At 43.6% G+C, this 26,459-nt stretch carries 25 protein-coding genes; 23 read left to right on the top strand and 2 right to left on the bottom strand.

Translation table 11 applies throughout. The features are described from left to right. Positions 1-6 precede the first annotated feature (6 nt). Positions 7-1,029, top strand: a complete 1,023-nt coding sequence (locus GXP75_RS01845) for a SepM family pheromone-processing serine protease (protein WP_242556023.1) — start codon at positions 7-9, stop codon at positions 1,027-1,029. A gap of 14 nt (positions 1,030-1,043) precedes the next feature. Here the strand turns inward: GXP75_RS01845 and GXP75_RS01840 are convergent, their stop codons facing one another. Next, positions 1,044-2,291, bottom strand: coding sequence for a nucleotidyltransferase (locus GXP75_RS01840; protein ID WP_214914732.1), 1,248 nt, complete (start codon positions 2,289-2,291; stop codon positions 1,044-1,046). Between the two features lie 206 nt (positions 2,292-2,497). On the opposite strand from GXP75_RS01840, the gene GXP75_RS01830 reads away from it, so the two are divergent. From GXP75_RS01830 to gerR, 3 genes are all read left to right on the top strand, one after another. Continuing rightward, positions 2,498-3,016, top strand: a complete 519-nt coding sequence (locus GXP75_RS01830; RefSeq protein WP_003329074.1) for a YceD family protein — start codon at positions 2,498-2,500, stop codon at positions 3,014-3,016. A 21-nt stretch (positions 3,017-3,037) separates the two neighbouring features. After that, a complete protein-coding gene (rpmF, locus tag GXP75_RS01825) occupies positions 3,038-3,217 on the top strand; it encodes a 50S ribosomal protein L32 (protein ID WP_003154457.1) in 180 nt (59 codons plus the stop codon). Between the two features lie 150 nt (positions 3,218-3,367). Then, positions 3,368-3,961, top strand: a complete 594-nt coding sequence (gerR, locus tag GXP75_RS01820) for a sporulation-specific transcriptional regulator GerR (RefSeq protein WP_010788523.1) — start codon at positions 3,368-3,370, stop codon at positions 3,959-3,961. Positions 3,962-4,005: 44 nt separating this feature from the next. Here gerR and GXP75_RS01815 read toward each other — a convergent pair whose 3' ends face one another. Continuing rightward, positions 4,006-4,488, bottom strand: coding sequence for an N-acetyltransferase (locus GXP75_RS01815; protein WP_061571488.1), 483 nt, complete (start codon positions 4,486-4,488; stop codon positions 4,006-4,008). A gap of 165 nt (positions 4,489-4,653) precedes the next feature. Between GXP75_RS01815 and GXP75_RS01810 the strand changes: the two genes are divergently transcribed. The 19 genes from GXP75_RS01810 to ftsZ all read left to right on the top strand — a co-directional run bounded on the left by GXP75_RS01810 (position 4,654) and on the right by ftsZ (position 26,237). After that, the gene (locus tag GXP75_RS01810) at positions 4,654-5,550 is read left to right on the top strand and encodes a 2-dehydropantoate 2-reductase (protein WP_242556022.1); all 897 of its coding nucleotides are present in this window, start codon (positions 4,654-4,656) and stop codon (positions 5,548-5,550) included. A gap of 70 nt (positions 5,551-5,620) precedes the next feature. After that, positions 5,621-7,240 carry a bacillithiol biosynthesis cysteine-adding enzyme BshC gene (bshC, locus tag GXP75_RS01805; protein ID WP_242556021.1) on the top strand — a complete coding sequence of 540 codons (1,620 nt, stop codon included), beginning with the start codon at positions 5,621-5,623 and terminating at the stop codon, positions 7,238-7,240. A gap of 125 nt (positions 7,241-7,365) precedes the next feature. After that, complete coding sequence (mraZ, locus tag GXP75_RS01800; RefSeq protein WP_242556274.1) at positions 7,366-7,797, top strand: division/cell wall cluster transcriptional repressor MraZ; 432 nt, start codon at positions 7,366-7,368, stop codon at positions 7,795-7,797. A gap of 68 nt (positions 7,798-7,865) precedes the next feature. Further along, positions 7,866-8,801, top strand: a complete 936-nt coding sequence (gene rsmH, locus GXP75_RS01795) for a 16S rRNA (cytosine(1402)-N(4))-methyltransferase RsmH (RefSeq protein WP_242556020.1) — start codon at positions 7,866-7,868, stop codon at positions 8,799-8,801. 39 nt (positions 8,802-8,840) lie between these two features. Continuing rightward, on the top strand, positions 8,841-9,188 hold the full coding sequence (gene ftsL / locus GXP75_RS01790; RefSeq protein ID WP_242556019.1) for a cell division protein FtsL: 348 nt from the start codon (positions 8,841-8,843) through the stop codon (positions 9,186-9,188). A gap of 11 nt (positions 9,189-9,199) precedes the next feature. Continuing rightward, the gene (pbpB, locus tag GXP75_RS01785) at positions 9,200-11,341 is read left to right on the top strand and encodes a penicillin-binding protein 2B (protein ID WP_483861619.1); all 2,142 of its coding nucleotides are present in this window, start codon (positions 9,200-9,202) and stop codon (positions 11,339-11,341) included. Between the two features lie 140 nt (positions 11,342-11,481). Beyond that, positions 11,482-13,401 (top strand): stage V sporulation protein D, encoded by a 1,920-nt coding sequence (locus tag GXP75_RS01780; protein ID WP_061571493.1) that lies wholly within the window; start codon positions 11,482-11,484, stop codon positions 13,399-13,401. A gap of 185 nt (positions 13,402-13,586) precedes the next feature. Then, a complete protein-coding gene (locus tag GXP75_RS01775) occupies positions 13,587-15,059 on the top strand; it encodes a UDP-N-acetylmuramoyl-L-alanyl-D-glutamate--2,6-diaminopimelate ligase (RefSeq protein ID WP_242556018.1) in 1,473 nt (490 codons plus the stop codon). Positions 15,060-15,182: 123 nt separating this feature from the next. After that, positions 15,183-16,157, top strand: coding sequence for a phospho-N-acetylmuramoyl-pentapeptide-transferase (mraY, locus tag GXP75_RS01770; protein WP_003329057.1), 975 nt, complete (start codon positions 15,183-15,185; stop codon positions 16,155-16,157). Further along, on the top strand, positions 16,158-17,513 hold the full coding sequence (gene murD, locus GXP75_RS01765; RefSeq protein ID WP_088117118.1) for a UDP-N-acetylmuramoyl-L-alanine--D-glutamate ligase: 1,356 nt from the start codon (positions 16,158-16,160) through the stop codon (positions 17,511-17,513). 59 nt (positions 17,514-17,572) lie between these two features. Further along, positions 17,573-18,673, top strand: a complete 1,101-nt coding sequence (gene spoVE, locus GXP75_RS01760) for a stage V sporulation protein E (protein ID WP_003329052.1) — start codon at positions 17,573-17,575, stop codon at positions 18,671-18,673. Between the two features lie 128 nt (positions 18,674-18,801). After that, on the top strand, positions 18,802-19,896 hold the full coding sequence (murG, locus tag GXP75_RS01755; protein WP_242556017.1) for an undecaprenyldiphospho-muramoylpentapeptide beta-N-acetylglucosaminyltransferase: 1,095 nt from the start codon (positions 18,802-18,804) through the stop codon (positions 19,894-19,896). Positions 19,897-19,928: 32 nt separating this feature from the next. Beyond that, complete coding sequence (gene murB, locus GXP75_RS01750; protein ID WP_061571498.1) at positions 19,929-20,840, top strand: UDP-N-acetylmuramate dehydrogenase; 912 nt, start codon at positions 19,929-19,931, stop codon at positions 20,838-20,840. A 127-nt stretch (positions 20,841-20,967) separates the two neighbouring features. Further along, a complete protein-coding gene (locus GXP75_RS01745) occupies positions 20,968-21,753 on the top strand; it encodes a cell division protein FtsQ/DivIB (RefSeq protein WP_061571499.1) in 786 nt (261 codons plus the stop codon). A gap of 2 nt (positions 21,754-21,755) precedes the next feature. Beyond that, complete coding sequence (locus GXP75_RS01740) at positions 21,756-22,451, top strand: DUF881 domain-containing protein (protein WP_061571500.1); 696 nt, start codon at positions 21,756-21,758, stop codon at positions 22,449-22,451. 22 nt (positions 22,452-22,473) lie between these two features. Continuing rightward, positions 22,474-23,181 carry a DUF881 domain-containing protein gene (locus GXP75_RS01735; protein WP_242556016.1) on the top strand — a complete coding sequence of 236 codons (708 nt, stop codon included), beginning with the start codon at positions 22,474-22,476 and terminating at the stop codon, positions 23,179-23,181. An 18-nt stretch (positions 23,182-23,199) separates the two neighbouring features. After that, positions 23,200-23,565, top strand: coding sequence for a small basic family protein (locus GXP75_RS01730; RefSeq protein ID WP_003329046.1), 366 nt, complete (start codon positions 23,200-23,202; stop codon positions 23,563-23,565). Positions 23,566-23,742: 177 nt separating this feature from the next. Beyond that, entirely contained in the window at positions 23,743-25,056 is a 1,314-nt protein-coding gene (gene ftsA, locus GXP75_RS01725; protein WP_061571503.1) for a cell division protein FtsA, read from the top strand. Between the two features lie 35 nt (positions 25,057-25,091). Beyond that, positions 25,092-26,237, top strand: coding sequence for a cell division protein FtsZ (gene ftsZ / locus GXP75_RS01720; RefSeq protein ID WP_061571504.1), 1,146 nt, complete (start codon positions 25,092-25,094; stop codon positions 26,235-26,237). Positions 26,238-26,459 lie beyond the last annotated feature (222 nt).

The raw sequence follows: 26,459 nt of genomic DNA, 5'->3' as shown, positions 1-26,459 counted from the left end.
ATACATATGAAGAAAAGACATTTCCGGTGGATGTTCGTCATCCTTATTCTGATTGTCGCTGTCACATTCATCAAGCTTCCATACTACGTGACGAAACCGGGAGAGGCGACAGAACTTGCCTCGCTCGTTAAAGTGAAAGGAGGCTATCCGGAAAAGGGGAGCTTATCCTTAATGACTGTGAAAGTAGGCCCGGCCAACCCCTATACATATCTATGGGCAAAGATGCATCCGTATTATGAAATTGTCCCAGACGAAAGCATTAAGCAAGAAGGAGAATCGGATGAAGAATATATGAAACGTCAGGTGCAAATGATGAAAAGCTCACAGGAAAATGCCGTCATTGCAGCCTATCAAAAAGCGGGAAAAGAAGTGAGCTACTCTTTTAACGGCATTTATGCAAGCTCTGTCGTAGCAAATATGCCGGCCAAGGGAAAAATTGAAGTCGGAGACAAAATTATCAGCGCCGACGGAAAAACCTATCAGTCCGCAGAGAAATTGATCGACTATATCAGCAGTAAAAAACCAGGGGACAAGGTTTCCTTTAAAATTGAAAGAGATACAAAAGAAAAGACAGTCACTCTCGCGCTGAAGGCATTCCCGGAGGAGCCGGGCCGAGCCGGAATAGGTGTGGCTTTATATACTGACCGGAATGTAAAGGTAAAGCCGGATATTGATTTTAAAATTGAAAATATCGGCGGGCCGTCAGCAGGTTTAATGATGTCGCTAGAAATTTATAATCAGCTCACCAAAACGGATGAAACAAAAGGCTATAATATTGCCGGAACAGGAACAATTGATGTCGACGGCAAGGTAGGCCCGATCGGCGGTATTGATCAAAAGGTAGTGGCGGCAGATAAAGCCGGCAAAGACATTTTCTTTGCGCCAAACCAAGACGGAGCCAGCAATTCCGATTATAAAAACGCAGTAAAAACAGCTAAAGACATTGATTCGGATATGAAAATCGTTTCCGTTGACACGATGCAGGACGCGATTGACTATTTGAATAAGCTCAAAGCAAAAAGCACCTGATGATTCAGGTGCTTTTATGAACTCAAAAAACACTTTTCATCCTCATCGTAGCGGATGGGCGCATGCGCATATTCCTGGTCATTAAAAACGGTTCTCTGCGGCTCGTTCATAGGCAGGCTGTAAATCCTGCTTGCCCTTATATCTAAATCGAGGGCGGGGTGGGAAAATGAAGACAGCTTGCTGATGAGCGGAACGGAAAGCTTTTTTTTCTGTTGTGATAAAAAGGCTTGTCCTTTTTTTGTCATGCCGAGCAATCTGATATAAGGAATTTCGGAATCTTCAAGAAGACGGTGCATATCTTGTTTTCTCGTTCTCATTAATATATGCGTATTCATGCGCTGCAGTCTCGTCCACGTATAGCGTTTTGTTTTCAGAAGTTCCATGTACTCTTGATATGAACGCGCTTTTCTGATTGAACGAAGGATTCTGTGTTCAAGTCCTTCTTCTACTTCGTAGATTTGCTGAAGTTCCTGCGCTGAAAGAGTAGTGAGACTGTATTTTAAATAAGAAAAATAAGACTCTGAAGAATGCCGCAGACCGAATGTTTGGACATAATCTTCTAATTCCCGTATAGAGGCGGAAGGAAGAAAGCCGCCGCAGGTATCAAGACCTTCTTCTTCAAGCGCTTTGCGAATGCTTGTCGCGCTTGCGATACGGGTTTCTCCTTTAGGCAGGTCGGCATCATGATAATCCGAAGAAATACGGGCTGTGGTATACGGCTGCATAAGAGAGCCGATCTCTTGAATCGATTTTACATAGTGATAGCCGAGAATGTTATTCGGCTTCGACAAGTCCAGCGTATTTTCCTCCTTTAGAATTGTTCTGAAAGCAGCAGCCGCCGCCGAAGGATAACTGGCTCCCCGTTGCAATTCTTCTTTTACACATTGGTGAAATAAGTCTTCATGTTCCTGAAAGACTTTGGCTGTTTCAAAAAAAGGAGCGATATGTCCGGTCTCACTTCCGAAAAAGAGAGACTCGCAGCCTAAATGATGCAATATCCTGACGCTGCCCCCGGCGAACGTTTCCGCGTTTTGAACGGCATACATATAAGGGAGCTCAACAACAAGGTCGACGCCGCTTTGAAGAGCCATTTTCGTTCGGGCCCATTTTGATACGACCGCCGGTTCCCCGCGCTGCAAGAAGTGTCCGCTCATGACAGCGACCGCCGCAGTGCTTTCGGTTTCCGTTTTTGCTTTTTGGGCATGATAAAGATGCCCGTTATGAAAGGGATTATATTCAACAACCAATCCGACTGCTCTCACATTTATCCGCCTTTCTTGCTATGAATGAAAACGTATGGTACATTTGCAAATGAAATACTTTTCACAGCTGTTTTGTTAAGTGTATGCATAGCATATTCAGCTGTCAACGGCGCTTTAATGACAGCATTATGCTGTAAAGAAAAAATATTGACAAAAACATTGATAAAAGCTATAATCATGTTTGTTGCTTTCCTGAGGTGATACAAATGAAATGGACGATTTATCAGCTGCATCAAATGGCAAAAAAGAGTTTTGAGTTTGATGAAACAGTTGAGTTAAATGAGATGACAACATTGAATTCTGACATTCGCAGCATTTCTCCCGTCCGGGTGAAAGGAAGAGCGGATATTGAATCCAAACAGGTTTCGTTTGACTTTACGATTTCAGGCGAAATGATTTTGCCATGCTCAAGAACACTTGTTGATGTTCCGTATCCATTTACAATTTCAACAAAAGAACTGTTTATATTTCATAAGACGGATGATATAGAAGATGAGGACGTGCAGATTGTTGAAGACGATACTATCGACTTAACTCCGATCGTAAAAGAAGAAATTCTTTTAGAAATCCCTATGCAAATCTTTTGTGAATCTGTTCAAAAAGAAGGAGCTGCTCCTCAAGAAGGAAAGGATTGGCAAGTTATTTCGGAAGAAGACAAGAAAAATCAGGTCGATCCGAGGCTCGCAGGTCTTGAAAAGCTCTTAAAACAAGATGATGAATCTTAACTCTTTAAGGAGGTGGGAATAATGGCTGTACCTTTTAGAAGAACTTCTAAAATGAAAAAAAGATTGCGCCGTACACATTTCAAACTTAATGTACCTGGTATGACAGAATGTCCGTCATGCGGAGAGATGAAATTGTCTCACCGTGTATGCAAAGCATGCGGATCATACAACGGCAAAGACATAAATGTAAAAAGCAATTAATGAATGAGAAAAGCATGGGAGAATAACTCCTGTGCTTTTTTCTTTTTCTCTTCAAGCCGGCTCCTGGAAAATTTGTGAGTGCAAATAGTCTATCTAATCTATTATCCGCATATGTATGAGGTAAATGAGCTAACTTGGAGGGAGATCGCATTGACCATTACGAGACAAGATGCTTGGACACAGGATGAAGATTTGCTGCTGGCGGAGGTGGTGCTTCGCCATATTCGCGAGGGCGGAACGCAGCTTTCCGCATTTGAGGAAGTAGGAAGGGCGCTGACCAGAACGGCCGCCGCCTGCGGATTTAGATGGAATTCATTTGTGAGGAAACAATATCAATCAGGCATAGAACTTGCTAAAAAACAGCGAAAAGAATTGAGAAAGCAAATCGGTGTTCACGCCGCTAACATGCCTGATACGGTAAAGCAGGCTCCGCCCGTAACTCCAGAAAGAAATAGAGATCTATCGATACAAGATGTCATACAATTTCTCGAACAATTTAAAGAAGCGCCATCCGCACAAGAATTTCATCATGAAAGAGAAAGGCTCACAGAGCAAGTAAACGCGCTGCAAAAAGAACTTGAGGACTTACGCAGTGAAAATCAAACGCTGCGGAATCAGCTGGAGATGACAGAAGAGGATTACAAGGCCTTGATCGACATCATGGACAGAGCGAGGAAAATGGTGGTGTCCAAAGAAGACGGGCGAAACAAAAAATCAAACCAAGGCTCATACGAACGCATCTGAAAATGAACCGGCCTTTTGGGTCCAGCCCGGCCGGTTTTCTTTTGTTATGCCGTTTCCCCTGATGTCATTTCCCCATCCATCTCCGGATGCCAGATTAAAGGATTTTCTCCTTTGTCACGCGCCATGTCGTATTTTACCGGCTCAAAATTCATTTTATCCCAGAAGCCGGTTGACTTCATTCTTGGATTTGTCCGGATTGGCATGCGGAAGGATTTTGCAAATTCAACAAGCGTCGTTCCATAGCCGTTTTTCTGATAACCTGGCAAAACCTCGAGCTTCCAAAGCTCTAAATAATCTTGATGATGTTCAAAATAAGGATTTGATTTTCCATTTGCCTGATATAAGCTCATTCGTGCGACAAGTGTATCCCCGAAATAAATCCCGTAAAACGGCGAGCTGCTGTCGTTTTCAATGATGTTTTCTTGAAGCTCTTCAAGCATAGACAGCTCCTGCATCCCGTATTCCTTGAATTTCTTGAACTCTTCAAGTGTTTTGTAGTTGATGAGCAAGCGCTCTACCTTCATCATGCTTATCTCCCCCTTTGTTGTCATTCTATTTATATTGTAAACGCATTATCCAAAAAATCCAAATATTAAGATTCTGATTATTCTGCGGGAAGCGGAACCTCTGGCAAGTAATTCGGCAAGACATCTGCTATGATAATACGTAAAAGTAAAATAGGGTGTGACATTGTGAAAATAGGAATTATCGGCGGGGGGGCGGTCGGCCTCTTGTGTGCCTGCTACCTATCCTTGCATCATCAGGTGACCGTTCTGACGAGACGCGCCGAACAAGCGGAAGCCATCCGTTCTGACGGCATCCGTCTATATAAAGAAGGGAGAGAGTATAGCGGAGAGTGCGAAGCGGACACGGAAATCAATTCATCTTATGACCTGCTTCTTGTCACTGTCAAACAACATCAGCTCGGAGCTGTTTTTCCGAAACTGGATCAAATTAAAGAAACGAACATTTTATTTTTGCAAAACGGTATGGCCCATATCCATGAGATTCAGAATTGGAGGACCGCCCATTCGCTTTATGTCGGCATTGTAGAGCACGGTGCTGTAAGGAAATCAGATACGGCTGTTGAACACACCGGTTTAGGTGCGGTAAAATGGAGCGCGTTCGGTCATTCATCGCCAGAATCGCTGCATCCCTTTTTTCAACAAGAAACGCCGGGCTTTCCGATCGTTTATGAAACTGATTGGCACCGTCTTTTAACGGGGAAACTGATCATAAATGCCTGCATTAATCCGTTAACGGCTCTTTTGCGTGTGAAAAATGGGGAATTGCTGGCATCTCCGGCTTATTACTTATATATGAAAATGATATTTCGTGAAGCCTGTACAATTTTAGGTCTGAAAGATCGGGAAAAAGCCTGGGAGCAGGTGTGCGCAGTTTGCGAAAATACAAAAGACAATTACTCTTCTATGCTTGTTGATGTATATGCCGGCAGGCTGACAGAAGCTGATGCCATTATCGGCTATCTATTAAAGGAAGCAGAAATCGGCAATCATGATGCCATTCATTTTGAATTTCTGTACCGAAGCATTACTGCTTTGCGGCAAAAACCAGACAAAGTCTTTTGAGCTTTGGAGGGAACATGCTATACTCATTTCGGAAAACTAACTATTTATTGGAGAAAGGAAGTTCCAGAAGATGCAGCTAACTGAACTTTCCATCAAGAGTCAAAATGTGTTTGTACAGCACTATATAGATGGAAAAGAAGAAATGTCTTCTTTTTTTGATTACAATATTCACAACTCAGGCATGTGGCGTGAAAGACTTGATGACGTGTCGGCACGTACCTTTGCCAGAGAGGAATTAGCAGACTATTTATCCTCTTATCACAGCAAATTTGATTCCGCCGCCATGCAAGCGTCTATCGAGAAAATAAAGGACCCATCAAGTGTCGCTGTGGTGGGGGGGCAGCAGGCAGGGCTTCTTACAGGGCCGCTTTACACGATACATAAAATCATTTCAATCATTGTTTTTGCAAAGCAGCAGGAAGAGGAATTGAAAGTGCCTGTCATCCCACTGTTTTGGGTTGCCGGAGAAGACCATGACCTGGAAGAAATTAATTATGTGCATACGTCAGAACAAAACAGCCCTGTGAAGAAAAAGCTGCCCCAGTCCTATTGGAAAAAAACTTCAGCGGCAAATACATCGCTTGATCAAGAGAAATGTGCTATGTGGATTGATGAAGTGTTTGCTTCTTTTGAAGAAACAGACCACACGAACACGCTCATTGAACATGTCAAACGATGTTTAAGGGATTCAACGACCTTTACGGACTTTTTCGAGCATCTGATCGCCGCTATGTTCCAGGAAGAAGGGCTTGTCCTCTTAAATTCGGGAGATCCGGGAATTAAAAAGCTCGAGACCGCTATGTTCCAAAAGATTTTGCGCCATAATGACGAGCTGGCTAATTCGGTAGCAGAACAGCAGCTTCTTATGAATCAAACGGGTTATCAGCCGATTATTGAGTCTGGAAAAGATCAGGCCAATCTATTTTATGAATACGAAACAGAACGCTTTTTAATCGAAAAAGATAAAGCCGGGTTTATCGTCAGAGAGCTTGAACTGACATGGACAGAAGATGAGCTTTACATCCATATGGAAGAAAATCCGGAGAGATTCAGCAATAATGTTGTGACGAGACCGCTGATGCAGGAGTATCTCATTCCCACTTTAGCGTTTATCGCGGGACCCGGAGAAGTGAATTACTGGGGAGAGCTCAAACAGGCATTCGGTTTAATGGATTTTAAAATGCCGCCGGTTGTGCCGAGACTGAATATTACGATAGTTGAGCGCCATATTGAGAAAAAGCTGTCTGAACGGAACATTTCTTTGAAAGAAGCGATTGAAGGCGGCACAAAGAGCCAAAAGGACGCTTACTTTGAGAGTCAGATACCAGAGCAGTTTACCGAGGTTATCACTAACGCGAAAGCAGAAATAGAAACCATCCATAAGAATATCAGACAGGAAGCGCTAAAGGTGGATTCGAGCATGGCGCCTTTACTGCAAAAGAACGCCGCTTTCATCCAAGACCAGCTCCGATTTTTGGAACGTACGGTCACCAAACGGATTGAAGAAAAAGAAGGCTATGTGCTGAGGGACTATGAAAAAATACAAAACAGCATTAAACCGCTTCTTGCTCCGCAAGAAAGAATATGGAATATTATGTATTATTTAAACAGGTATGGTCCAAAATTCTTCACAACATTCAAACATCTGCCATTTTCTTTTCAAAACCAACATCAAGTTGTCAAACTTTGAAATAAAGTTTTAATAAACCCTGACTAGTTCAGGGTTTTTTTTTATACATAAACAGTGTAAAATAAATGTGTGGAGAGAAGTGGTGAATAGTGGTGAGTTAAGGGGAGAAAGTGGGGCTAGAGATCATGTTTATGGGTGAATACCAGCATACTATTGATGCAAAAGGCCGCATGATCGTACCTGCTAAATTCAGAGAAGGCTTAGGTGAGATGTTTGTGCTTACCAGAGGGCTTGACCAATGCCTCTTCGGCTACCCTATGCACGAATGGAAGCTGATTGAAGAAAAGCTGAAAGCTCTTCCTCTTACAAAGAAAGACGCCCGCGCGTTTACCCGCTTCTTTTTTTCAGGCGCGACTGAATGCGAACTGGACAAGCAAGGCCGGGTAAATATTGCATCATCACTATTGAATTACGCCAAACTGGAAAAAGAATGTGTTGTCATCGGGGTTTCGAATCGAATTGAATTGTGGAGTAAGGTAATTTGGGAACAATACACAGAAGAGCAAGAAGATTCATTCGCTGAAATTGCTGAAAACATGATTGGGTTTGATATATAATGAATCTTCGTGCATAACACTCTAACACAATTTCAATTCATCCTGATAAAAGGTGGGACCAACACACTATGTTTCAACACAAGACAGTACTTCTTCGTGAAACCGTTGACGGTTTAGAAATCAAACCGGACGGTACCTATGTAGACTGCACCCTTGGCGGAGCGGGGCACAGTACATATTTATTACAGCAGTTATCCGAAAAAGGGCGTTTAATCGCTTTTGACCAAGATGACACAGCATTACAGCATGCAAAAGAAAAACTGTCCGGATATAAGGGACAGCTCATACTTATTAAAAGCAACTTCCGTTATTTAAAAGACTGTTTGAACGAACAGGGGATTACAGAGATTGACGGTGTTTTATTTGATCTGGGGGTATCTTCCCCGCAGCTGGATACGCCGGAACGCGGCTTCAGCTACCATCATGACGCTCCATTGGACATGAGGATGGACCAGTCGGCCCCGCTTACGGCAAAAGAAGTCGTAAATGAGTGGCGCTATGAGGATCTTGTGCGGATTTTCTTCAGATACGGAGAAGAGAAATTCAGCAAACAGATAGCGAGAAAAATTGAAGAGGCAAGAAGCAAGTCGCCTATTCAAACAACGGGCCAACTGGTCGATCTAATAAAAGACGCAATTCCCGCTCCGGCCAGACGAAGCGGAGGGCATCCGGCGAAACGGGTGTTCCAGGCCATCAGAATTGCAGTAAACGATGAGCTGAAGGTTTTTGAAGAGGCTCTTCTTCAAGCAATTGAAGTGCTTAAGCCCGGGGGAAGGGTATCCGTCATTACCTTCCATTCTCTTGAAGACAGAATATGTAAAGCGACGTTTAAGGAAATGTCGTCGCTTCCGGAACTCCCGCCGGGACTGCCTGTCATACCGGAAGAATTTGAGCCTGAACTAAAGCTTATAACACGAAAACCGATTACAGCTTCAGAAGAAGAGCTTGAAGAAAACAACCGAGCTCGCTCAGCCAAGCTTCGCATCGCCGAAAAACGAAAATAACGAACTGCGAACGCAAACTTAAAAGGAGGTCATCAGCCTATGAGTAATTTAGCTTACCAGCAAGAAAAACAGCAGCGGCATACGTTAAGCCCGGAAAAAAAGGTTATTGTTAAAAAAAGGGCTTCCATTACACTCGGAGAAAAAGTTTTGCTCGTCCTATTCGTTATCGCCGTACTCAGCGTTTCACTCTTTATTGTATCGAAAGCGTACGCGGCATATCAGACGAATATCGAGGTGCAAAAACTTGAAGAGAAAATTTCTTCTGAGAACAAGCGGATTGGTGACCTCGAAAAAAATGTTGCTGATTTAAGCACTCCCGAACGCATTATGGACATTGCCGAAAAGAATGGCTTGAAGCTGAAAAACAAAAAAGTGAAAAACATATAGGAATGATTGAAATGCCAAAAAAGAATAAATTTATGAACAGAGGAGCAGCGATACTCAGTATTTGTTTCGCTCTCTTTTTCTTTGTTATTTTAGGGAGAATGGCATATTTACAAATAACAGGAAAAGCGAACGGAGAAGTACTGGCGACAAAAGCGACCGAGCAGCATGAAAAGAAACGGACCATTGAAGCAAGCCGCGGCTCTATATTAGACCGAAACGGCAAAGTCATCGCTGAAGATACAGCCACATATAAATTGGTTGCTGTCCTTGATAAGAAAATGACAACTGACATTAAACATCCGCAGCACGTCACTAATAAAGAAAAAACAGCGGAGGAACTTTCGAAAGCCATTGACATGGACAAGGGTGACATTCTTGATATTTTAAATAAGGATGTGAAACAAGTCGAATTCGGATCTGCGGGCCGGGATATATCATTTTCCCAAAAAGAAAAAATCGAAAAGCTCAAGCTTCCGGGAATTTCATTTTTGCGTGACACGAAACGCTACTATCCAAACGGCGTATTTGCATCCAATTTAATCGGGTATGCCGAGGTCAATGAAAGAACAAGCGAAATTCAAGGTGCAATGGGGCTTGAAAAGGTGCTGAACAAGTACTTAAAGGAGCAAGACGGATATGTGACTTACGAAAGTGACAAATCCGGCTGGAAACTCCCAAATAGCAAAGAGAATATCACTGCGCCAAAAAATGGTGACAATGTATATTTAACCATTGATCAGAAAATTCAAACCTTTTTAGAAGACAGTATGACAAAAGTGGCGAAAAAATATAACCCGAAGAAAATCATGGCGGCAGCCGTTGACCCGAAAACGGGCAAAGTGCTTGCGATGGGACAGCGGCCGAGCTTTGACCCGAATACCCGGGATGTGACGAATTATTACAATGACTTAATTTCATATTCGTTTGAGCCCGGCTCTACGATGAAGATTTTTACGCTTGCAGCTGCTATGCAGGAAAATGTGTTTAATGCAAATGAAAAGTATAAATCTGGAACGTATGAAGTAGGGGGAGAACCTGTAAGAGACCATAACTATGGTGTAGGCTGGGGGAAAACAACATACCATGATGGCGTATTAAGGTCATCTAATGTTGCTTTTGCGAAACTGGCCAATGAAAAGTTAGGTTATTCACGGCTGAATGAATATCTCCATAAGTTCAATTTCTATCAAAAAACAGGCATTGACTTGCCAGGAGAAGCATCGAGTAAAATTAACTTCAAATATGAATTTGACAAAGCGTCAACTGCATATGGACAAGCTTCTGCCGTCACGCCGATTCAGCAGCTGGAGGCTGCAACAGCGATCGCCAATGACGGTAAAATGATGAAGCCTTACGTTATCGACCATATCGTTGATCCTGACACGAAGAAAACCGTTTATCAAAATAAGCCTGAATCAGCAGGAACTCCAATTTCAGCGAATACGGCTAAAAAGGTCCGCAATATATTAGGTGAGGTCGTTTCATCTGATATCGGGACTGGAAAACCTTATCAAATTGAAGGCTTTGATGTAGCGGTAAAAACAGGCACAGCGCAGATTGCCGGTCAAAACGGTTATTTATCAGGGCGTGATAATTACATTTTCTCCGTAATGGGGATGGCGCCAAAAGATGACCCTGAACTGCTTATCTATGTTGCGGTGCAGCAGCCGCAATTAGAAAATGACGAAACTGGTTCCAATCCGGTATCCGAAATTTTTAATCCGACGATGAAGAACAGTCTGCACTACTTGAATATTGAACCGACTGAAACATCTGATTCAGAACAGGAAAAAACAAAGGCTCAAACCATGCCTGATTTGACTGATCAAAGAGTGACGACCGCTCAGCAGAAAGCAAAAAGTGAGAATCTCACACCGGTGGTCATCGGCAGCGATGTTGCGGTGAAAGAGCAGTACCCGAAAGCGGGCGAGGAAGTCCTGACAAATCAGAAGGTCTTTTTGAAAACAGACGGAAAGATGAAAATGCCTGATATGTCGGGCTGGTCGAGAAGAGAGGTTCTTCAATTCGGCAAGGCTTCCGGTGTTCATATTGAGGTGAACGGGCAGGGATACGCCGTAAGCCAAAGTGTGAAAAAGAACAAAGGAATAAAAGAAAATACCGTCATTAAGGTGAAATTTGAAAATCCAGAATAACTGAGAAAGAAAGCTTGCTAACGGCATCATCCGCTGTTGCAGGCTTTCTTTTTTTTATCCCTTCTTTGTGAGAGCGCCGTTCTACCTGTCCAAGCTAAGGCATAAAATGAAACAAGCCTAAATAAGGAGTGAACGGTCTCTTGCGCGTCTCGAATGTAACGGTTAGAAAACGTTTATTATTTGTTTTGCTTTTTGGAGTGATCGTGTTTCTGATCATTGATACAAGGCTCGGCTATGTTCAGTTCGTTCTGGGCGACAAGCTGACCTCGCTGGCAAAGGATTCCTGGAGCCGAAATCTTCCGTTTGAGCCGGAGCGGGGAGAGATTTTAGACCGAAACGGCGTAAAGCTGGCCACGAATAAAAGCGCGCCGACCGTGTTTGTCGTGCCGCGCCAAGTTCAAAATCCGGTCAGCACAAGCAAACAGCTGGCGGCAGTCTTAAATATGTCCGAAGAAAAAGTATACAAGCATTTGACAAAGAAAGCCTCAATTGAAAAAATCACCCCTGAAGGCCGGAAAATTTCGAATAAAAAGGCAAAAGAAATCAAAGCGCTTGATTTAAAAGGCGTTTACGTGGCGGAAGACAGCATCAGGCATTATCCGTTCGGAAGCTTTTTATCTCATGTGCTCGGCTTTGCGGGCATAGATAACCAGGGGCTGCTCGGCCTTGAAGCTTATTATGATGATGATCTAAAAGGGGAAAAGGGCTCAGTAAAGTTTTATACCGATGCTAAAGGGAAAAAAATGCCTGATGAAGCAGACGACTATACCCCGCCAAAAGACGGGTTGGACATGAAGCTGACGGTGGATTCAAAGGTTCAGACCATTATGGAAAGAGAGCTTGATAATGCGGAGGCGAAATACAATCCCGACGGTATGATCGCTGTTGCCATGAATCCGAAAAACGGTGAAATCCTTGCGATGTCAAGCCGGCCTGATTTCGATCCGGCTGACTATCAATCGGTTGATTCGTCAGTGTATAACCGCAATTTGCCGGTATGGAGCACGTATGAGCCGGGTTCGACCTTTAAAATCATAACGCTCGCTGCCGCTCTTGAAGAGCAAAAGGTCAACTTAAAAAGAGATCAATATTATGATAAAGGCTACACAGAGGTTGACGGAGCCCGTCTCAGGTGCTGGAAAAAAGGCGGTCACGGCCTGCAGACCTTTCTTGAGGTTGTCCAAAATTCCTGCAACCCAGGTTTTGTTGAGCTAGGCGAGCGGCTTGGAAAGGAAAAGCTGTTTAAATATATCAAGAGCTTCGGCTTCGGCCAAAAAACCGGGATTGATTTGCAAGGAGAAGGAACCGGGATTTTATTTCCTCTTGATAAAGTAGGTCCTGTTGAACAAGCTACAACAGCTTTCGGGCAGGGAGTATCCGTTACGCCGATTCAGCAGGTAGCGGCTGTATCTGCCGCAGTAAACGGAGGTACGCTTTATACCCCTTATATTGCGAAAGAATGGATAGATCCGGTAACAAAGAAAACCGTAAAAAAGCAATCGCCGGTGGCAAAGAAACAAGTTATTTCTGAGGAGACATCTAAACAAATCAGATATGCGTTAGAAAGCGTAGTAGCTGAAGGAACCGGGCGCAACGCTTTTGTTGAAGGCTATCGTGTCGGAGGAAAGACGGGAACGGCGCAAAAGGTAAAGGACGGAAAGTATCTTGAAAACAACCACATCGTTTCATTTATCGGTTTTGCGCCTGCTGATGATCCGAGTCTAGTCGTATATGTTGCAGTAGATAATCCGAAAGGCACTATTCAGTTCGGGGGTACCGTCGCTGCCCCAATTGTTGGGAATATCATGAGAGACAGTCTCCCTGAGATCGGTGTAAAGCCGAGAAAAAATCAAATTGAGAAAAAATATCAATGGTCCGACACAAAATCAATAGAAGTTCCGAATGTTGTAGGGATGTCTGTCTCGGATCTTGAATCGCTGCTTGTCAACTTGCAAATTGATTCCTCAGGTAAAGGAAGCAAAATTGTGAAACAATCACCGGCAGCCGGAACGAAAGTAAAAGAAGGCTCAAAGATTCGTGTTTATTTGAGTGAAGAATGAGTGAAATTCGAGGCAGCCGATTGAATCCGGCTGCCTTTTGGTTTGGATAAGAAAAAAAGCTTATAAGTTTCAAGATTAGCTGGATGTATCCTTTTTTTTACGCTAAAATATGAACTGTATGTTTAAAAGTATAAACATGGCTTTCATGATAGAAGAACGAATAGAATTTTGAGAGGTTTGATACGATGAAACTAACAAAGCTGCTTACATACTTAACAACCGAACCTTCTGTAAATGACTTTCATGACCCTGACATAACGTCAATTGAGATGGACTCCAGGGAAGTAAAGACAGGGAGTCTTTTTGTATGTGTAAAAGGTTATACGGTGGACGGGCATGATTTTGCGCAAAAGGCTGTTGAAAACGGAGCGTCCGCCATTGTGGCTGAAAGAGAACTGGATGTCAGCGTTCCCGTGACCATTGTCCGGAACTCACAGCGCGCGCTCAGTGTATTGTCGGATGCGTTTTACGGCCAGCCGACGAAACAGCTTCAGCTGATTGGAATTACCGGGACAAACGGAAAAACATCTACGTCACATATGGTGGATGAAATTTTGAAAAAGGCGGGGAAACGCACAGGTCTGATCGGAACGATGTATATCAAGATCGACGAAGAAACGTTTCCTGTGAAAAACACAACACCGGAAAGTGTCACGCTGCAGAAGACATTTAAAAAAATGAATGATAAGCATGTGGACACTGCGATTATGGAAGTATCCTCTCATGCTTTGTCCATGGGAAGAGTTCACGGCTGTGATTACGACATTGCGGTATTCACAAATTTAACGCAGGATCATCTGGACTATCATAAAACGATGGATGAGTACAGGCAGGCAAAGAGCCTTCTGTTTTCACAGCTGGGCGGCGCGTTTAACCATGAAAAACCGAAGCGGGCCATCCTGAATGCTGACGATGAGGCAAGCGCGTATTATGAAAAGGTGACTGCAGCACACATCTCTACATACGGAATTAAAAATGACGCTGATGTAATGGCAAAACACATCAAAACAACCGCACAGGGCACGAGCTTTGAACTGGTTACAAACAAAGGCACAAAGCCCATCACGATTTCACTCGTCGGACAGTTCAACGTGTACAATGTGCTGGCTGCCGTTGCGACATGTATTGCCGCCGGTATCCCATTTGAAACGGTTGCTGAGGCTGTCGAAGAATTGCACGCCGTAAGAGGACGTTTTGAATTAGTCAATAAAAATCAGGAATTCCCTGTCATTGTTGATTACGCCCATACCCCTGACAGTCTTGAAAACGTTTTGAAGACGTGCAAAGACATGACAGAAGGTAAGGTCTTTGTTGTTGTTGGCTGCGGAGGAGACAGAGATAAAACGAAACGCCCGAAAATGGCAAAAATCGCTGTTCAGCTTGCGGATGAACCGATTTTTACATCAGATAATCCGAGAAGTGAAGACCCGCTCGCGATTTTAAGAGATATGGAGGCGGGGGTTGAGAACGAATACTATCACAGCATCGCAAACCGCGAGCAAGCGATCTTTTTTGCGATTGCCAATGCCAGAAAAGGCGATGTCGTACTGATTGCGGGAAAAGGGCATGAAACCTATCAGCAAATCGGTGCAGAGACCTTCGATTTTGATGACGCCGAAGTAGCAGCAAGAGCGATTGTCGAACTGAATAAAAATTAGATCAATTCATAGGAAAGAGATGTTAATGAATGATGGAATTAAAAAGATTTTCACATATGGAAAAAAAACGTGAATATGATAACTACGTATGCCGTTTGAAAGAAACAGGAGGAGACAAGAACAATGCTTGAGCAAGTTATTCTGTTTACAATTATCATGGGGTTTTTAATCAGCGTTCTGCTCTCTCCGATTCTTATCCCGTTTTTAAGAAGACTGAAATTCGGCCAGAGCATTAGGGAAGAAGGACCGAAATCACATCAAAAAAAATCAGGGACGCCGACGATGGGCGGTGTCATGATTATATTATCTATTATTGTTACAACGATTGTTATGACACAAAAATTCTCAGAGATCAGCCCTGAAATGTTTCTTTTGCTGTTTGTTACACTCGGCTACGGGCTGCTCGGATTCTTAGATGACTATATTAAAGTTGTCATGAAACGCAATCTTGGCTTAACGTCAAAACAAAAGCTAATCGGGCAGATCATTATCGCCGTTGTGTTTTATGCAGTCTATCATTACTGCAATTTCTCAACAGACATTCGCCTTCCGGGAACTGATCTGTCATTTGACCTTGGCTGGGCTTACTTTATCCTTGTCCTCTTTATGCTTGTGGGAGGATCAAATGCGGTCAATCTGACTGACGGTCTTGACGGCCTGTTGTCAGGGACAGCTGCCATTGCGTTTGGAGCTTTCGCTATTTTAGCGTGGAACCAATCACAATATGATGTCGCGATTTTCTCGGTTGCCGTTGTAGGAGCGGTATTAGGCTTCCTCGTATTTAACGCGCACCCTGCTAAAGTGTTTATGGGAGATACAGGATCACTTGCATTAGGTGGGGCCATTGTCACTATTGCGATCTTAACGAAGCTTGAAATTCTGCTCGTTATTATCGGCGGCGTATTCGTCATTGAAACATTATCGGTTATTTTACAGGTCATCAGCTTCAAAACGACAGGAAAACGTATTTTTAAAATGAGTCCGCTTCACCACCATTATGAGCTTGTCGGGTGGTCTGAATGGAGAGTTGTTGTCACATTTTGGACTGCGGGACTTTTGCTTGCCGTTTTAGGAATTTACATCGAGGTGTGGTTATAAGTGGAAAAAGAACAAGTGTTACAGAATCAGCATTTTTTAGTCCTCGGACTGGCGAAAAGCGGATATGCGGCTGCTTCTATTCTTCATGAAAAAGGGGCTTACGTTGTTGTGAACGATCAAAAGCCGTTTGAAGAAAACGAGCCCGCCCAGAAGCTTTCGAATAAAGGAATTGACGTGATTTGCGGCGAGCATCCGACGTCCCTTTTTGATCAGCACCACATTACGGTACTGATTAAAAATCCGGGCATTCCATATGAAAATGTCATGGTGCAGGAAGCGGAAAAAAGAGGTATTCCGGTCTGGACGGAAATAGAACTTGCCTATTATGTGACGGATGCAAAATTTATCGGAATCACAGGTTCGAACGGAAAAACAACTACAACAACGCTTATTTATGAAATGCTGAAGGCTGATTCTCAAAAAGCGCTGATCGCTGGAAATATCGGGACAGTCGCAAGCGAGGTCGCTTATCATGCTGACGGAGATGAATGGATCGTCACGGAGCTTTCTTCTTTTCAGCTTATGGGGACTCATGCGTTCAGACCGCACATCAGTCTTATTCTAAACGTATTTGACGCCCATCTTGATTATCACCATTCGAGAGAAAACTATGAAAAAGCGAAGCAGAACGTATATTTGCACCAGCTGGAATCAGACACGGCCGTTGTCAATCAAGATGATGAAACTGTTGTACGTCTGGCGGAAGCAGGAAAAGCAGCCTCTCTTGCGTTTTCAGCAACAAAGCCGCTTGAGCGAGGCGCATGCGTAAAAGACGGAATGATCTTGTTTGATAACGAAGCCATTCTTTCTTTGGAAGATGTCGTACTGCCCGGCGCGCACAATCTTGAGAATATTTTGGCCGCCGTTGCGGTTGTCAAAACGGCGGGAGCGTCTAACGAAGCGATCAAAAAGGTCCTTACAAGCTTTACAGGCGTAAAGCACCGCCTTCAATACGTGACAACGATTCAGGACCGTAAATTTTATAACGACAGCAAAGCAACGAACGTATTAGCAACCAGCAAGGCGCTTTCCGCCTTTGAAAAACCGGTTCTTCTCCTTGCCGGCGGGCTTGACCGCGGTAACGGTTTTGACGAACTAAAACCTTATATGCAAAATGTAAAAGCGATTCTTACTTTCGGCCAGACGGCTCCTAAACTCGAAAAACTCGGGGCTGAACTGGGAATACAACATGTCAAACGTGTCGATAATGTTGAACAAGCAGTATCGGCGGCGTTTGCGCTCTCAAATGAAGGGGATGTCATCCTGTTGTCACCGGCTTGCGCAAGCTGGGACCAGTTCAAAACATTTGAAGAACGCGGTGACATGTTTATAGACGCCGTGCATATGCTTAAGTAAGGGCTTGTCTGGCAGGATACGGCAGCCCTAATGACTTTATGCTTGGGGTGTCGATCGCTTTGACAACAAAAAAAACAGCGCCTGATTTATTATTGGTCATCATTACGTTATTGCTATTAACAATAGGTTTAATTATGGTGTACAGTGCGAGTGCAGTGTGGGCGGATTATAAATTTGACGATTCATTTTTCTTTGCGAAACGGCAGCTGCTGTTTGCCGGAATCGGAGTTATCGCTATGTTTTTTATTATGAATGTTGATTATTGGACATGGCGGACTTGGTCTAAAATGTTAATGATTATCTGTTTTTTTCTGCTGCTGCTTGTGCTTATACCAGGCATAGGCATGGAACGGAACGGATCCAGAAGCTGGATCGGCGTCGGCGCGTTCAGTATTCAGCCTTCTGAGTTTATGAAACTTGCGATGATTGCGTTTCTTGCGAAGTTTCTGTCAGAAAAACAAAAAAACATTACATCGTTCAGACGCGGGTTTGTGCCGGCGCTTGGAATTGTTTTTTCGGCATTTCTTATCATTATGTGCCAGCCTGACCTTGGAACGGGGACAGTGATGGTCGGGACTTGTATCGTTATGATTTTTGTCTCAGGAGCACGCATCGCCCACTTTGTCTTTCTCGGGCTGATCGGTCTCAGCGGATTTGCAGCGCTGGTTCTGTCGGCACCGTACCGGATTAAGCGGATTACCTCATATTTAAATCCGTGGGAAGATCCGCTTGGCAGCGGCTTTCAAATCATTCAGTCACTATATGCTGTCGGACCTGGGGGATTGTTTGGAATGGGTCTCGGCCAAAGCAGGCAAAAATTCTTTTACCTGCCGGAGCCGCAGACAGACTTTATCTTTGCGATACTGTCGGAAGAACTGGGCTTTATCGGTGGGTCACTCATTCTGTTATTGTTCAGCGTGCTTTTGTGGAGAGGAATCAGAATCGCACTCGGGGCGCCCGACTTGTACGGCAGCTTTGTTGCTGTCGGCATTATCTCCATGATCGCCATCCAAGTCATGATCAATATTGGCGTTGTCACCGGTCTTATTCCGGTAACCGGCATCACATTGCCATTTCTAAGCTATGGGGGCTCATCTTTGACTTTGATGCTGATGGCTGTAGGCGTGCTGCTGAATGTGAGCCGGTATTCGAGATATTAATACAAATCTTTAACAAGCGCAAAAAATAATTATATAATCATGCTATGAGTGAGAAAACAAAAAGCCAATAACCCTGTCCACAAAACAGGGTTATCGCTATGTTATAGAGAAATAGGGGGAAGAGGTTTATGCGTATTGCAGTTAGCGGAGGCGGCACAGGAGGACATATTTATCCTGCGCTTGCTTTTATTAAAGAGGTGCAGCGACGCCATCCTGATGTGGAATTTTTATATATCGGTACGGAGAACGGCCTTGAGAAAAAAATCGTTGAGCGGGAAAACATTCCGTTTCAATCAATTGAAATTACCGGTTTTAAACGGAAGCTTTCATTTGAAAATGTGAAAACCGTTATGCGCTTCTTCAAAGGTGTTAAAAAAAGCAAATCGTATTTAGCGGATTTTAAACCCGATGCAGTGATCGGGACGGGCGGCTATGTGTGCGGACCTGTAGTATATGCCGCTTCTAAAATGGGGATTCCGACAATTATTCATGAGCAAAACAGCCTGCCGGGCATCACCAATAAGTTTCTTTCTAAATATGTTAATAAAGTAGCGATTTGTTTTGATGAAGCGAAATCGCATTTTCCAAGTGAGAAAGTTGTATTTACGGGAAACCCGAGAGCTTCTGAAGTCGTCTCAATAAAGACGGGCCGGTCATTAGCTGAATTCGGGCTTACAGAAGATAAAAAAACCGTTTTAATCTTCGGCGGAAGCAGAGGCGCCGCGGCGATTAACCGCGCGGTAGTTGAGATGCAGGAAGCGCTGAAAACGAGAGAATACCAAGTGCTGTATATTACGGGAGAAGTCCATTTCGAGAAAGTCATGGGCGAGTTGCAAAGCGCGGGCGGCGCAGCAAGCAATATGGTGACAAAGCCATTTTTGCATCAAATGCCTGAATACTTAAAGTCGATTGATGTGATTGTGGCAAGAGCCGGAGCCACGACGATTGCCGAAATTACGGCGCTCGGAATTCCGAGCGTGCTCATCCCGAGCCCGTACGTCACGGCGAATCATCAAGAGGTCAACGCACAAGCGCTCAGTCAGCATGATGCAGCCATTGTGCTGAAAGAAACCGAACTCAGCGGTGATAAGCTGATCAATGCGCTTGACCGGATTGTATTGGATGAGGATACCCTTAAGGACATGAGTGAGCGGACGAAATCACTCGGCGTACCGGATGCGGCTGCCCGTCTTTACAGTGTGTTGGAAGAACTAAAAAAATAAGAGAAGAGCAAACGGAAATGCGGAGGTTTACGATGGAGAAAGTGATACAAGAATTAAAAGACCGCGAAGTCGGCAAAGTTCTGGAAAACGAACCGCTCGCGAATCATACAACAATGAAAATAGGCGGACCTGCCGACATTTTGGTCATCCCGAATCGTGTGGAAGCCGTAAAAGACATTATGGACATTATTAAAAAGCACGACATCAAATGGACGGTCATCGGCAGAGGATCGAACCTTCTCGTTTTGGATGAAGGGATCAGAGGAGTCGTCATTAAACTGGGTGCAGGTCTTGACCATTTAGAACTGGATGAGGATCAGGTCACTGTCGGCGGGGGCTATTCAGTTGTCCGCCTTGCAACATCAATGAGCAAAAAAGGTTTGTCAGGACTGGAATTTGCGGCTGGCATTCCAGGGTCAATCGGCGGAGCTGTGTATATGAATGCCGGAGCGCACGGTTCTGATATGAGCGAGATTCTTGTGAAAGCCCATATTTTATTTGAGGATGGCACAATTAAGTGGCTGACCAAAGAAGAGATGGAGTTTAGCTACAGGACTTCTGTTTTGCAAAAGAAACGTCCCGGCGTTTGCCTCGAGGCAGTTCTGCAGCTTGAGCAAAAGGATCGTGAAGGCATCGTGCAGCAAATGCAAAACAATAAAGACTACAGAAAGAATACGCAGCCGTATTCAAGTCCTTGTGCCGGAAGCATCTTCAGAAATCCGCTTCCGAACCACGCCGGAAACCTTGTGGAAAAGGCGGGACTAAAAGGGTATCAAATCGGCGGAGCAAAAATATCGGAAATGCACGGGAATTTCATTGTCAACGCCGGCGGTGCATCTGCAAAAGACGTGCTTGACCTTATTGACTATGTGAAGAAGACCATACGTGAACAATACGAGATTGATATGCATACAGAGGTTGAAATCGTCGGCGAAAATCGCTGACTCATTCTCTGACTCAAGCAGTTCATGTGATATACTTTAAGCAAATGACAAACGGCATCATAGTATGCCGTTTGTTTTGGATAAGACAGACTTAACAGCTGTTTCATTTGAATGAGGTGAACAGACAATGAGACCGGATCATGAAAGAGAAAAAATCGTAAATATTGAAGAACGGATTCCCAAAATAAAAGAGCAGCGAAAGCAGAAGGCAAATCGCCGCCTCATTTCGTTTATTCTGCTTTTTTTTGTCATGACACTTATTATTGTGTATTTGCAAACGCCTATCAGCAAAATCTCATCAGTCGCCATTTCCGGCAATGAAAATGTAACGAAACAGGAGATTCTCTCGCTATCGGATATTAAAAACGGTGATACTGAATTCTGGAGTTTGGACAAGAAAAAAACAGAAAAAAAGATCCAGCAAAATAAATTAGTTAAAAAAGCGCAAATTAGCAAATCTCTTCCCAACAAAATCAACATCTCTATCGAAGAATATAAAGCAATTGCTTATTTACAAAAAGACAATGTATATTATGAAGTGCTGGAAAACGGCTCTGTACTGCCGAATGAAGTGACGCCGGACGATGCCGGCCCTATTTTGGTGAACTGGAAGAATGCCAAAAAAAGAATTCAGATGGCTAAGCAGCTGGATGCTTTGTCAGAATCTCTTAAACAGTCGATTTCTGAAATTTACTATACGCCTACGAAAATGGATAATAACCGTATTAAGATGTATATGAATGATGGATATGTGGTCACAGCGTCTCTTAAAACCTTTGCAGACCGTATGAAAACCTATCCTTCTATCATTTCTCAGCTGAAAGGCGATAAAAAAGGGATTATTCATTTAGAAGTCGCTACTTATTTTGAAGAATTTGGCAAAAACAACTCTGATGATAAAAAGGAAGATTAGAATTGAAAGGCAAATCAGCCGTCATCATATCTCTCGTCATGCTCATCGTAGGTTTTCTCATTTCTTTTTCATATCAGCTTACAAAAGATAATAAGAGTACGAATGCTGAGTCAGAAGAGTGGAAAAAAGAATACGCTTTGCGGGACGAGCTGCTAAAACAGGAGAAACAAAATAAAGAACTGAAAAAAGAGCTGTATGAAAAGCAGTCAAAGGTCCGGCAGACAGAGAATAAGCTTAAAAAAGAAAAAACAGAATACTACAATGTGCTGGAAGATGTAGAAAAATACAGAATGTACGTTGGTGAGGTCGGCGTGAAAGGGGAAGGCGTCCAAGTAACGCTGGAAGATGCCTCTTACATACCTGAAGGGGAAAATGTTAACAGCTACATCGTTCATGAGAGCCACATTTTCCAAGTGATGAATGAACTGTTTATCTCAGGAGCGTCAGCCGTTTCGATCAATGGACAGCGGCTGACGCATGATTCTTATATCAAATGCAACGGACCGGTCGTGACAGTCGACGGCGTGCAGCACCCGGCTCCATTTGTCATTTCCGCGATTGGAGATCCTGACGTGCTGATTCCTGCATTAAACATTGCCGGAGGGCTGATAGATCAGCTCGGCATGGACCATATCTCTGTAACGGCCGAGAAAGAAAAGGACATTCAAATGGAGGCACTTCTGAAAAACAAAGAGTGACCGAAAAAGCGGGTGAATATGCTTGAAAACAAAGCCCTCCTTCATAAGTATTACAGTGCTGATGGTGATATTCGGCTTAATGCTGTCAGTGCAGTTTAATTCATTGAAAAAACCCCAAGTGCGTGATACAAGAGACATTTGGGAAATCAGGGAAGAACTTACGGCGGAGCAGAAAAAACAAGAAAGCCTTCTGGCGGAAATAAACAAATATGATAAGCTGCTGAATACGTATGACCAGCAGGAAGAAATGTCAAAAAAAACAGCGGTGAATAATACCCTTCAGAGCTTAAAAAAAACAGCGGGATTAACCGATATAACAGGTAGCGGAATTGCCATCAGCATCAATCCGCTTTTTTCTGAAAGCCTGACAGGTGAGCCGGCCGGAAATCCGCCGCCGGATTTGCTGAAAAAGCTGATCAATGAACTGAATTCCTTTGGTGCTGAACATATTTCAATAAATGACAGAAGAGTCGTCAACAATACCGTGATTCGGGATATTAACGGCACAACAAAAATTGACGGATACAGCCTTGACCATTACCCTCTGACAGTGAAGGTGATCGGCGCCGATGCTGACAAGCTGTACAGCAGGGTGAAGGCGTCTGCCCTTGAGGACATATTTGCCGGTGAAAATTTGGAATTGAAGACAGGCCGAGCAGAGCAAAACATAAAGGTGAAGGCCTATGACAGCGCGATTGAGGTACAGCAGCTGAAACCGCTTAAAGATTAAAAAAGGAGGAGAGTCGTCATGTGGCTGCCGGTTCTTGGACTGTTGCTCGGAATTACAATCGGTCTGATGACAAATTTTACGATACCAAGTGAATACTCAAATTATCTGTCGCTCGCAGTGCTTGCCGCACTCGATACACTGGTAGGCGGAATAAGAGCTCATTTACAAGGTGTCTACGATGAATTGGTATTTGTTTCCGGTTTCTTCTTTAATATTATTCTGGCAATAAGTTTAGCTTTTCTAGGAGTCCATCTTGGTGTAGACTTGTATTTAGCAGGTATTTTCGCATTTGGGGTCAGATTATTTCAGAATATAGCCGTTATCAGAAGAAATCTACTAACAAAATGGACTGTTTCTAAAAAAAATAAAAAAAATGTGATATAAAAGAGGATATACATAGGATATAACGAATATTTTGAGTAAACATAAATGATGAAAAGTCAGATAGAAAGAATATTCGGATGTTATTTTTTGTTACACACTTGTAAAGCCACATTCATTGTATTGTTGTTCTGCAAATAATAGAATAGAAATGATCGAAATGTGAGGAGGTGCCATAGAATGAACAACAATGAACTTTACGTCAGTCTTGACATCGGTACGTCCAATATAAAAGTGATCGTCGGAGAAATGACAGATGATTCCCTTAACATTATCGGTGTGGGAAATGTACCGTCTGAAGGGATAAAAAAAGGCTCAATCGTTGATATAGATGAGACCGTTCATTCTATAAGAAAAGCGTTTGACCAAGCTGAAAGAATGGTAGGTTTTCCGCTTAGAAAAGCTATTGTCGGCGTTAATGGAAATTATATCAATATTCAAGATACGAACGGTGTTGTAGCAGTTTCAAGCGAAAATAAAGAGATCCATACAGAAGACGTTCGCCGCGTAATGGAAGCGGCCCAGGTTGTGTCGATACCGCATGAACAGCTGATTGTTGATGTTATTCCCAGACAGTTTATCGTTGACGGAAGAGATGAAATTACCGATCCGAAAAAAATGCTTGGTGTCCGCTTAGAAGTAGAAGGCACGTTGATTACCGGATCAAAAACCATATTACATAATTTGCTCCGCTGTGTTGAACGCGCCGGTATTGAGATTACAGACATTTGTCTTCAGCCGCTAGCAGCAGGTTCGGCAGCCTTATCAAAAGACGAGAAGAACCTTGGTGTCGCTCTTATTGATATAGGAGGGGGATCAACGACAGTTGCGGTGTTCGAGCAAGGGCATCTCACTGCCACCCATGTGATACCTCTTGGGGGCGAAAACATCACAAAGGATGTCTCGATCGGTTTGAGAACATCTACTGAAGAAGCCGAAAGAGTAAAAAAACAATTTGGGCATGCCTACTATGATGAAGCCTCTGAAGACGAAGTGTTCGAGGTCTCTGTCATCGGGACAAATCAAAAACAAACTTTTACTCAGATGGAAGTGGCAGATATCATTGAGGCGAGAGTCGAAGAGATCCTACAGATCGTTTGCTCCGAGCTTCGCGCCATGGGAATTAACGATCTGCCCGGCGGCTTTGTACTCACGGGAGGCCAAAGCGGAATGCCGGGGGTTCTGTCACTGGCTCAGGACGTTCTGCAAAACAACGTCAGAGTGGCAAGCCCTAATTATATCGGTGTAAGAGACCCCCAATATATGACGGGAGTGGGCTTGATCCAATTCGCTTGCCGGAATGCTAGAATTCAGGGCAGAAGAGTCGGATTCAAAATGCCGGAAGAAGCTGTACAGGAAATCGCAGTCTCAACAGAGGAACAGCATCATCGAAAAGAAGTGCAGCAGCGGCCAAAAGGAAAACAAAAAACACAAGCCGAAAACAACAACAAACAGAGCAAAATGAAAAAAATATTAAGCATGTTTTGGGAATAGATTTATAGTCATTCGGCAGATTAGGAGGATTTAGCATGTTGGAGTTCGAAACAAACATAGACGGCTTAGCATCAATTAAAGTAATCGGAGTAGGAGGCGGCGGAAACAACGCGGTCAACCGAATGATTGAAAATGAAGTGCAAGGAGTAGAGTACATCGCGGTAAATACGGACGCACAAGCTCTTAACCTGTCAAAAGCAGAAGTGAAAATGCAAATCGGCGCAAAGCTGACTCGGGGACTTGGCGCGGGCGCCAATCCTGAAGTCGGAAAAAAAGCCGCAGAAGAAAGCAAGGAACAGATTGAAGAAGCGTTAAAAGGCGCTGACATGGTGTTCGTAACGGCCGGAATGGGCGGCGGAACCGGAACAGGAGCCGCACCGGTTATCGCTCAAATCGCGAAGGATTTAGGCGCGTTAACGGTTGGTGTTGTCACAAGACCGTTTACATTCGAAGGACGGAAAAGACAGCTGCAGGCAGCAGGTGGCATCACATCAATGAAAGAATCAGTTGACACGCTGATTGTCATTCCTAATGACCGTATCTTAGAGATCGTCGACAAAAACACACCAATGCTGGAAGCATTCCGTGAAGCGGATAATGTACTCCGTCAAGGTGTGCAAGGTATATCTGATTTGATCGCCACTCCGGGATTGATCAACCTTGACTTTGCTGATGTGAAAACGATTATGTCCAACAAAGGTTCAGCCCTTATGGGAATCGGTATTGCTACAGGGGAAAGCCGTGCCGCAGAGGCAGCGAAAAAAGCGATTTCCAGCCCTCTTCTTGAAGCAGCAATTGACGGTGCTCAAGGTGTGCTTATGAACATTACAGGCGGAACGAATCTCAGTCTTTATGAGGTACAGGAAGCAGCGGACATTGTCGCTTCTGCGTCTGATCAAGATGTAAATATGATTTTCGGTTCTGTTATTAATGAGAACCTAAAAGATGAAATTGTTGTTACAGTAATCGCAACTGGTTTTATTGAGCAAGAGAAGGACGTTACAAAACAGCAGCGCCCTTCATTAAACCAAAGTATAAAACCACAGAACCAAAGCGTTCCAAAACGCGAGCCGAAACGTGAAGAGCAGCAGCATCAAAACACAGGCCGCCACACTTCACAGCCGGCAGATGATGCACTTGATATTCCTACATTCTTAAGAAACCGTAATAAACGCGGATAAATCAAAAAGACAAAACCATTCGGTTTTGTCTTTTTTTGTACTTTTTTATTAACTCATTTGTAACTCCTCATGTGATCCCCATATTTAAGGTCTTTTTTATTACGTCTTCAGTTGCAATAAAATCAAACAGATCAATTTACCTACAGGTAATTAATGACAATATACTCATTTTCACTTATATGGAAATCTCATGACAGAAAACGACAATATATGTATATGGAT

Origin of the sequence: Bacillus sp. HU-1818, from assembly GCF_022695965.1 — a bacterium.
Taxonomy (GTDB): Bacteria; Bacillota; Bacilli; order Bacillales; family Bacillaceae; genus Bacillus; species Bacillus atrophaeus.
This window is presented reverse-complemented; position numbering and strand designations above follow the sequence as displayed.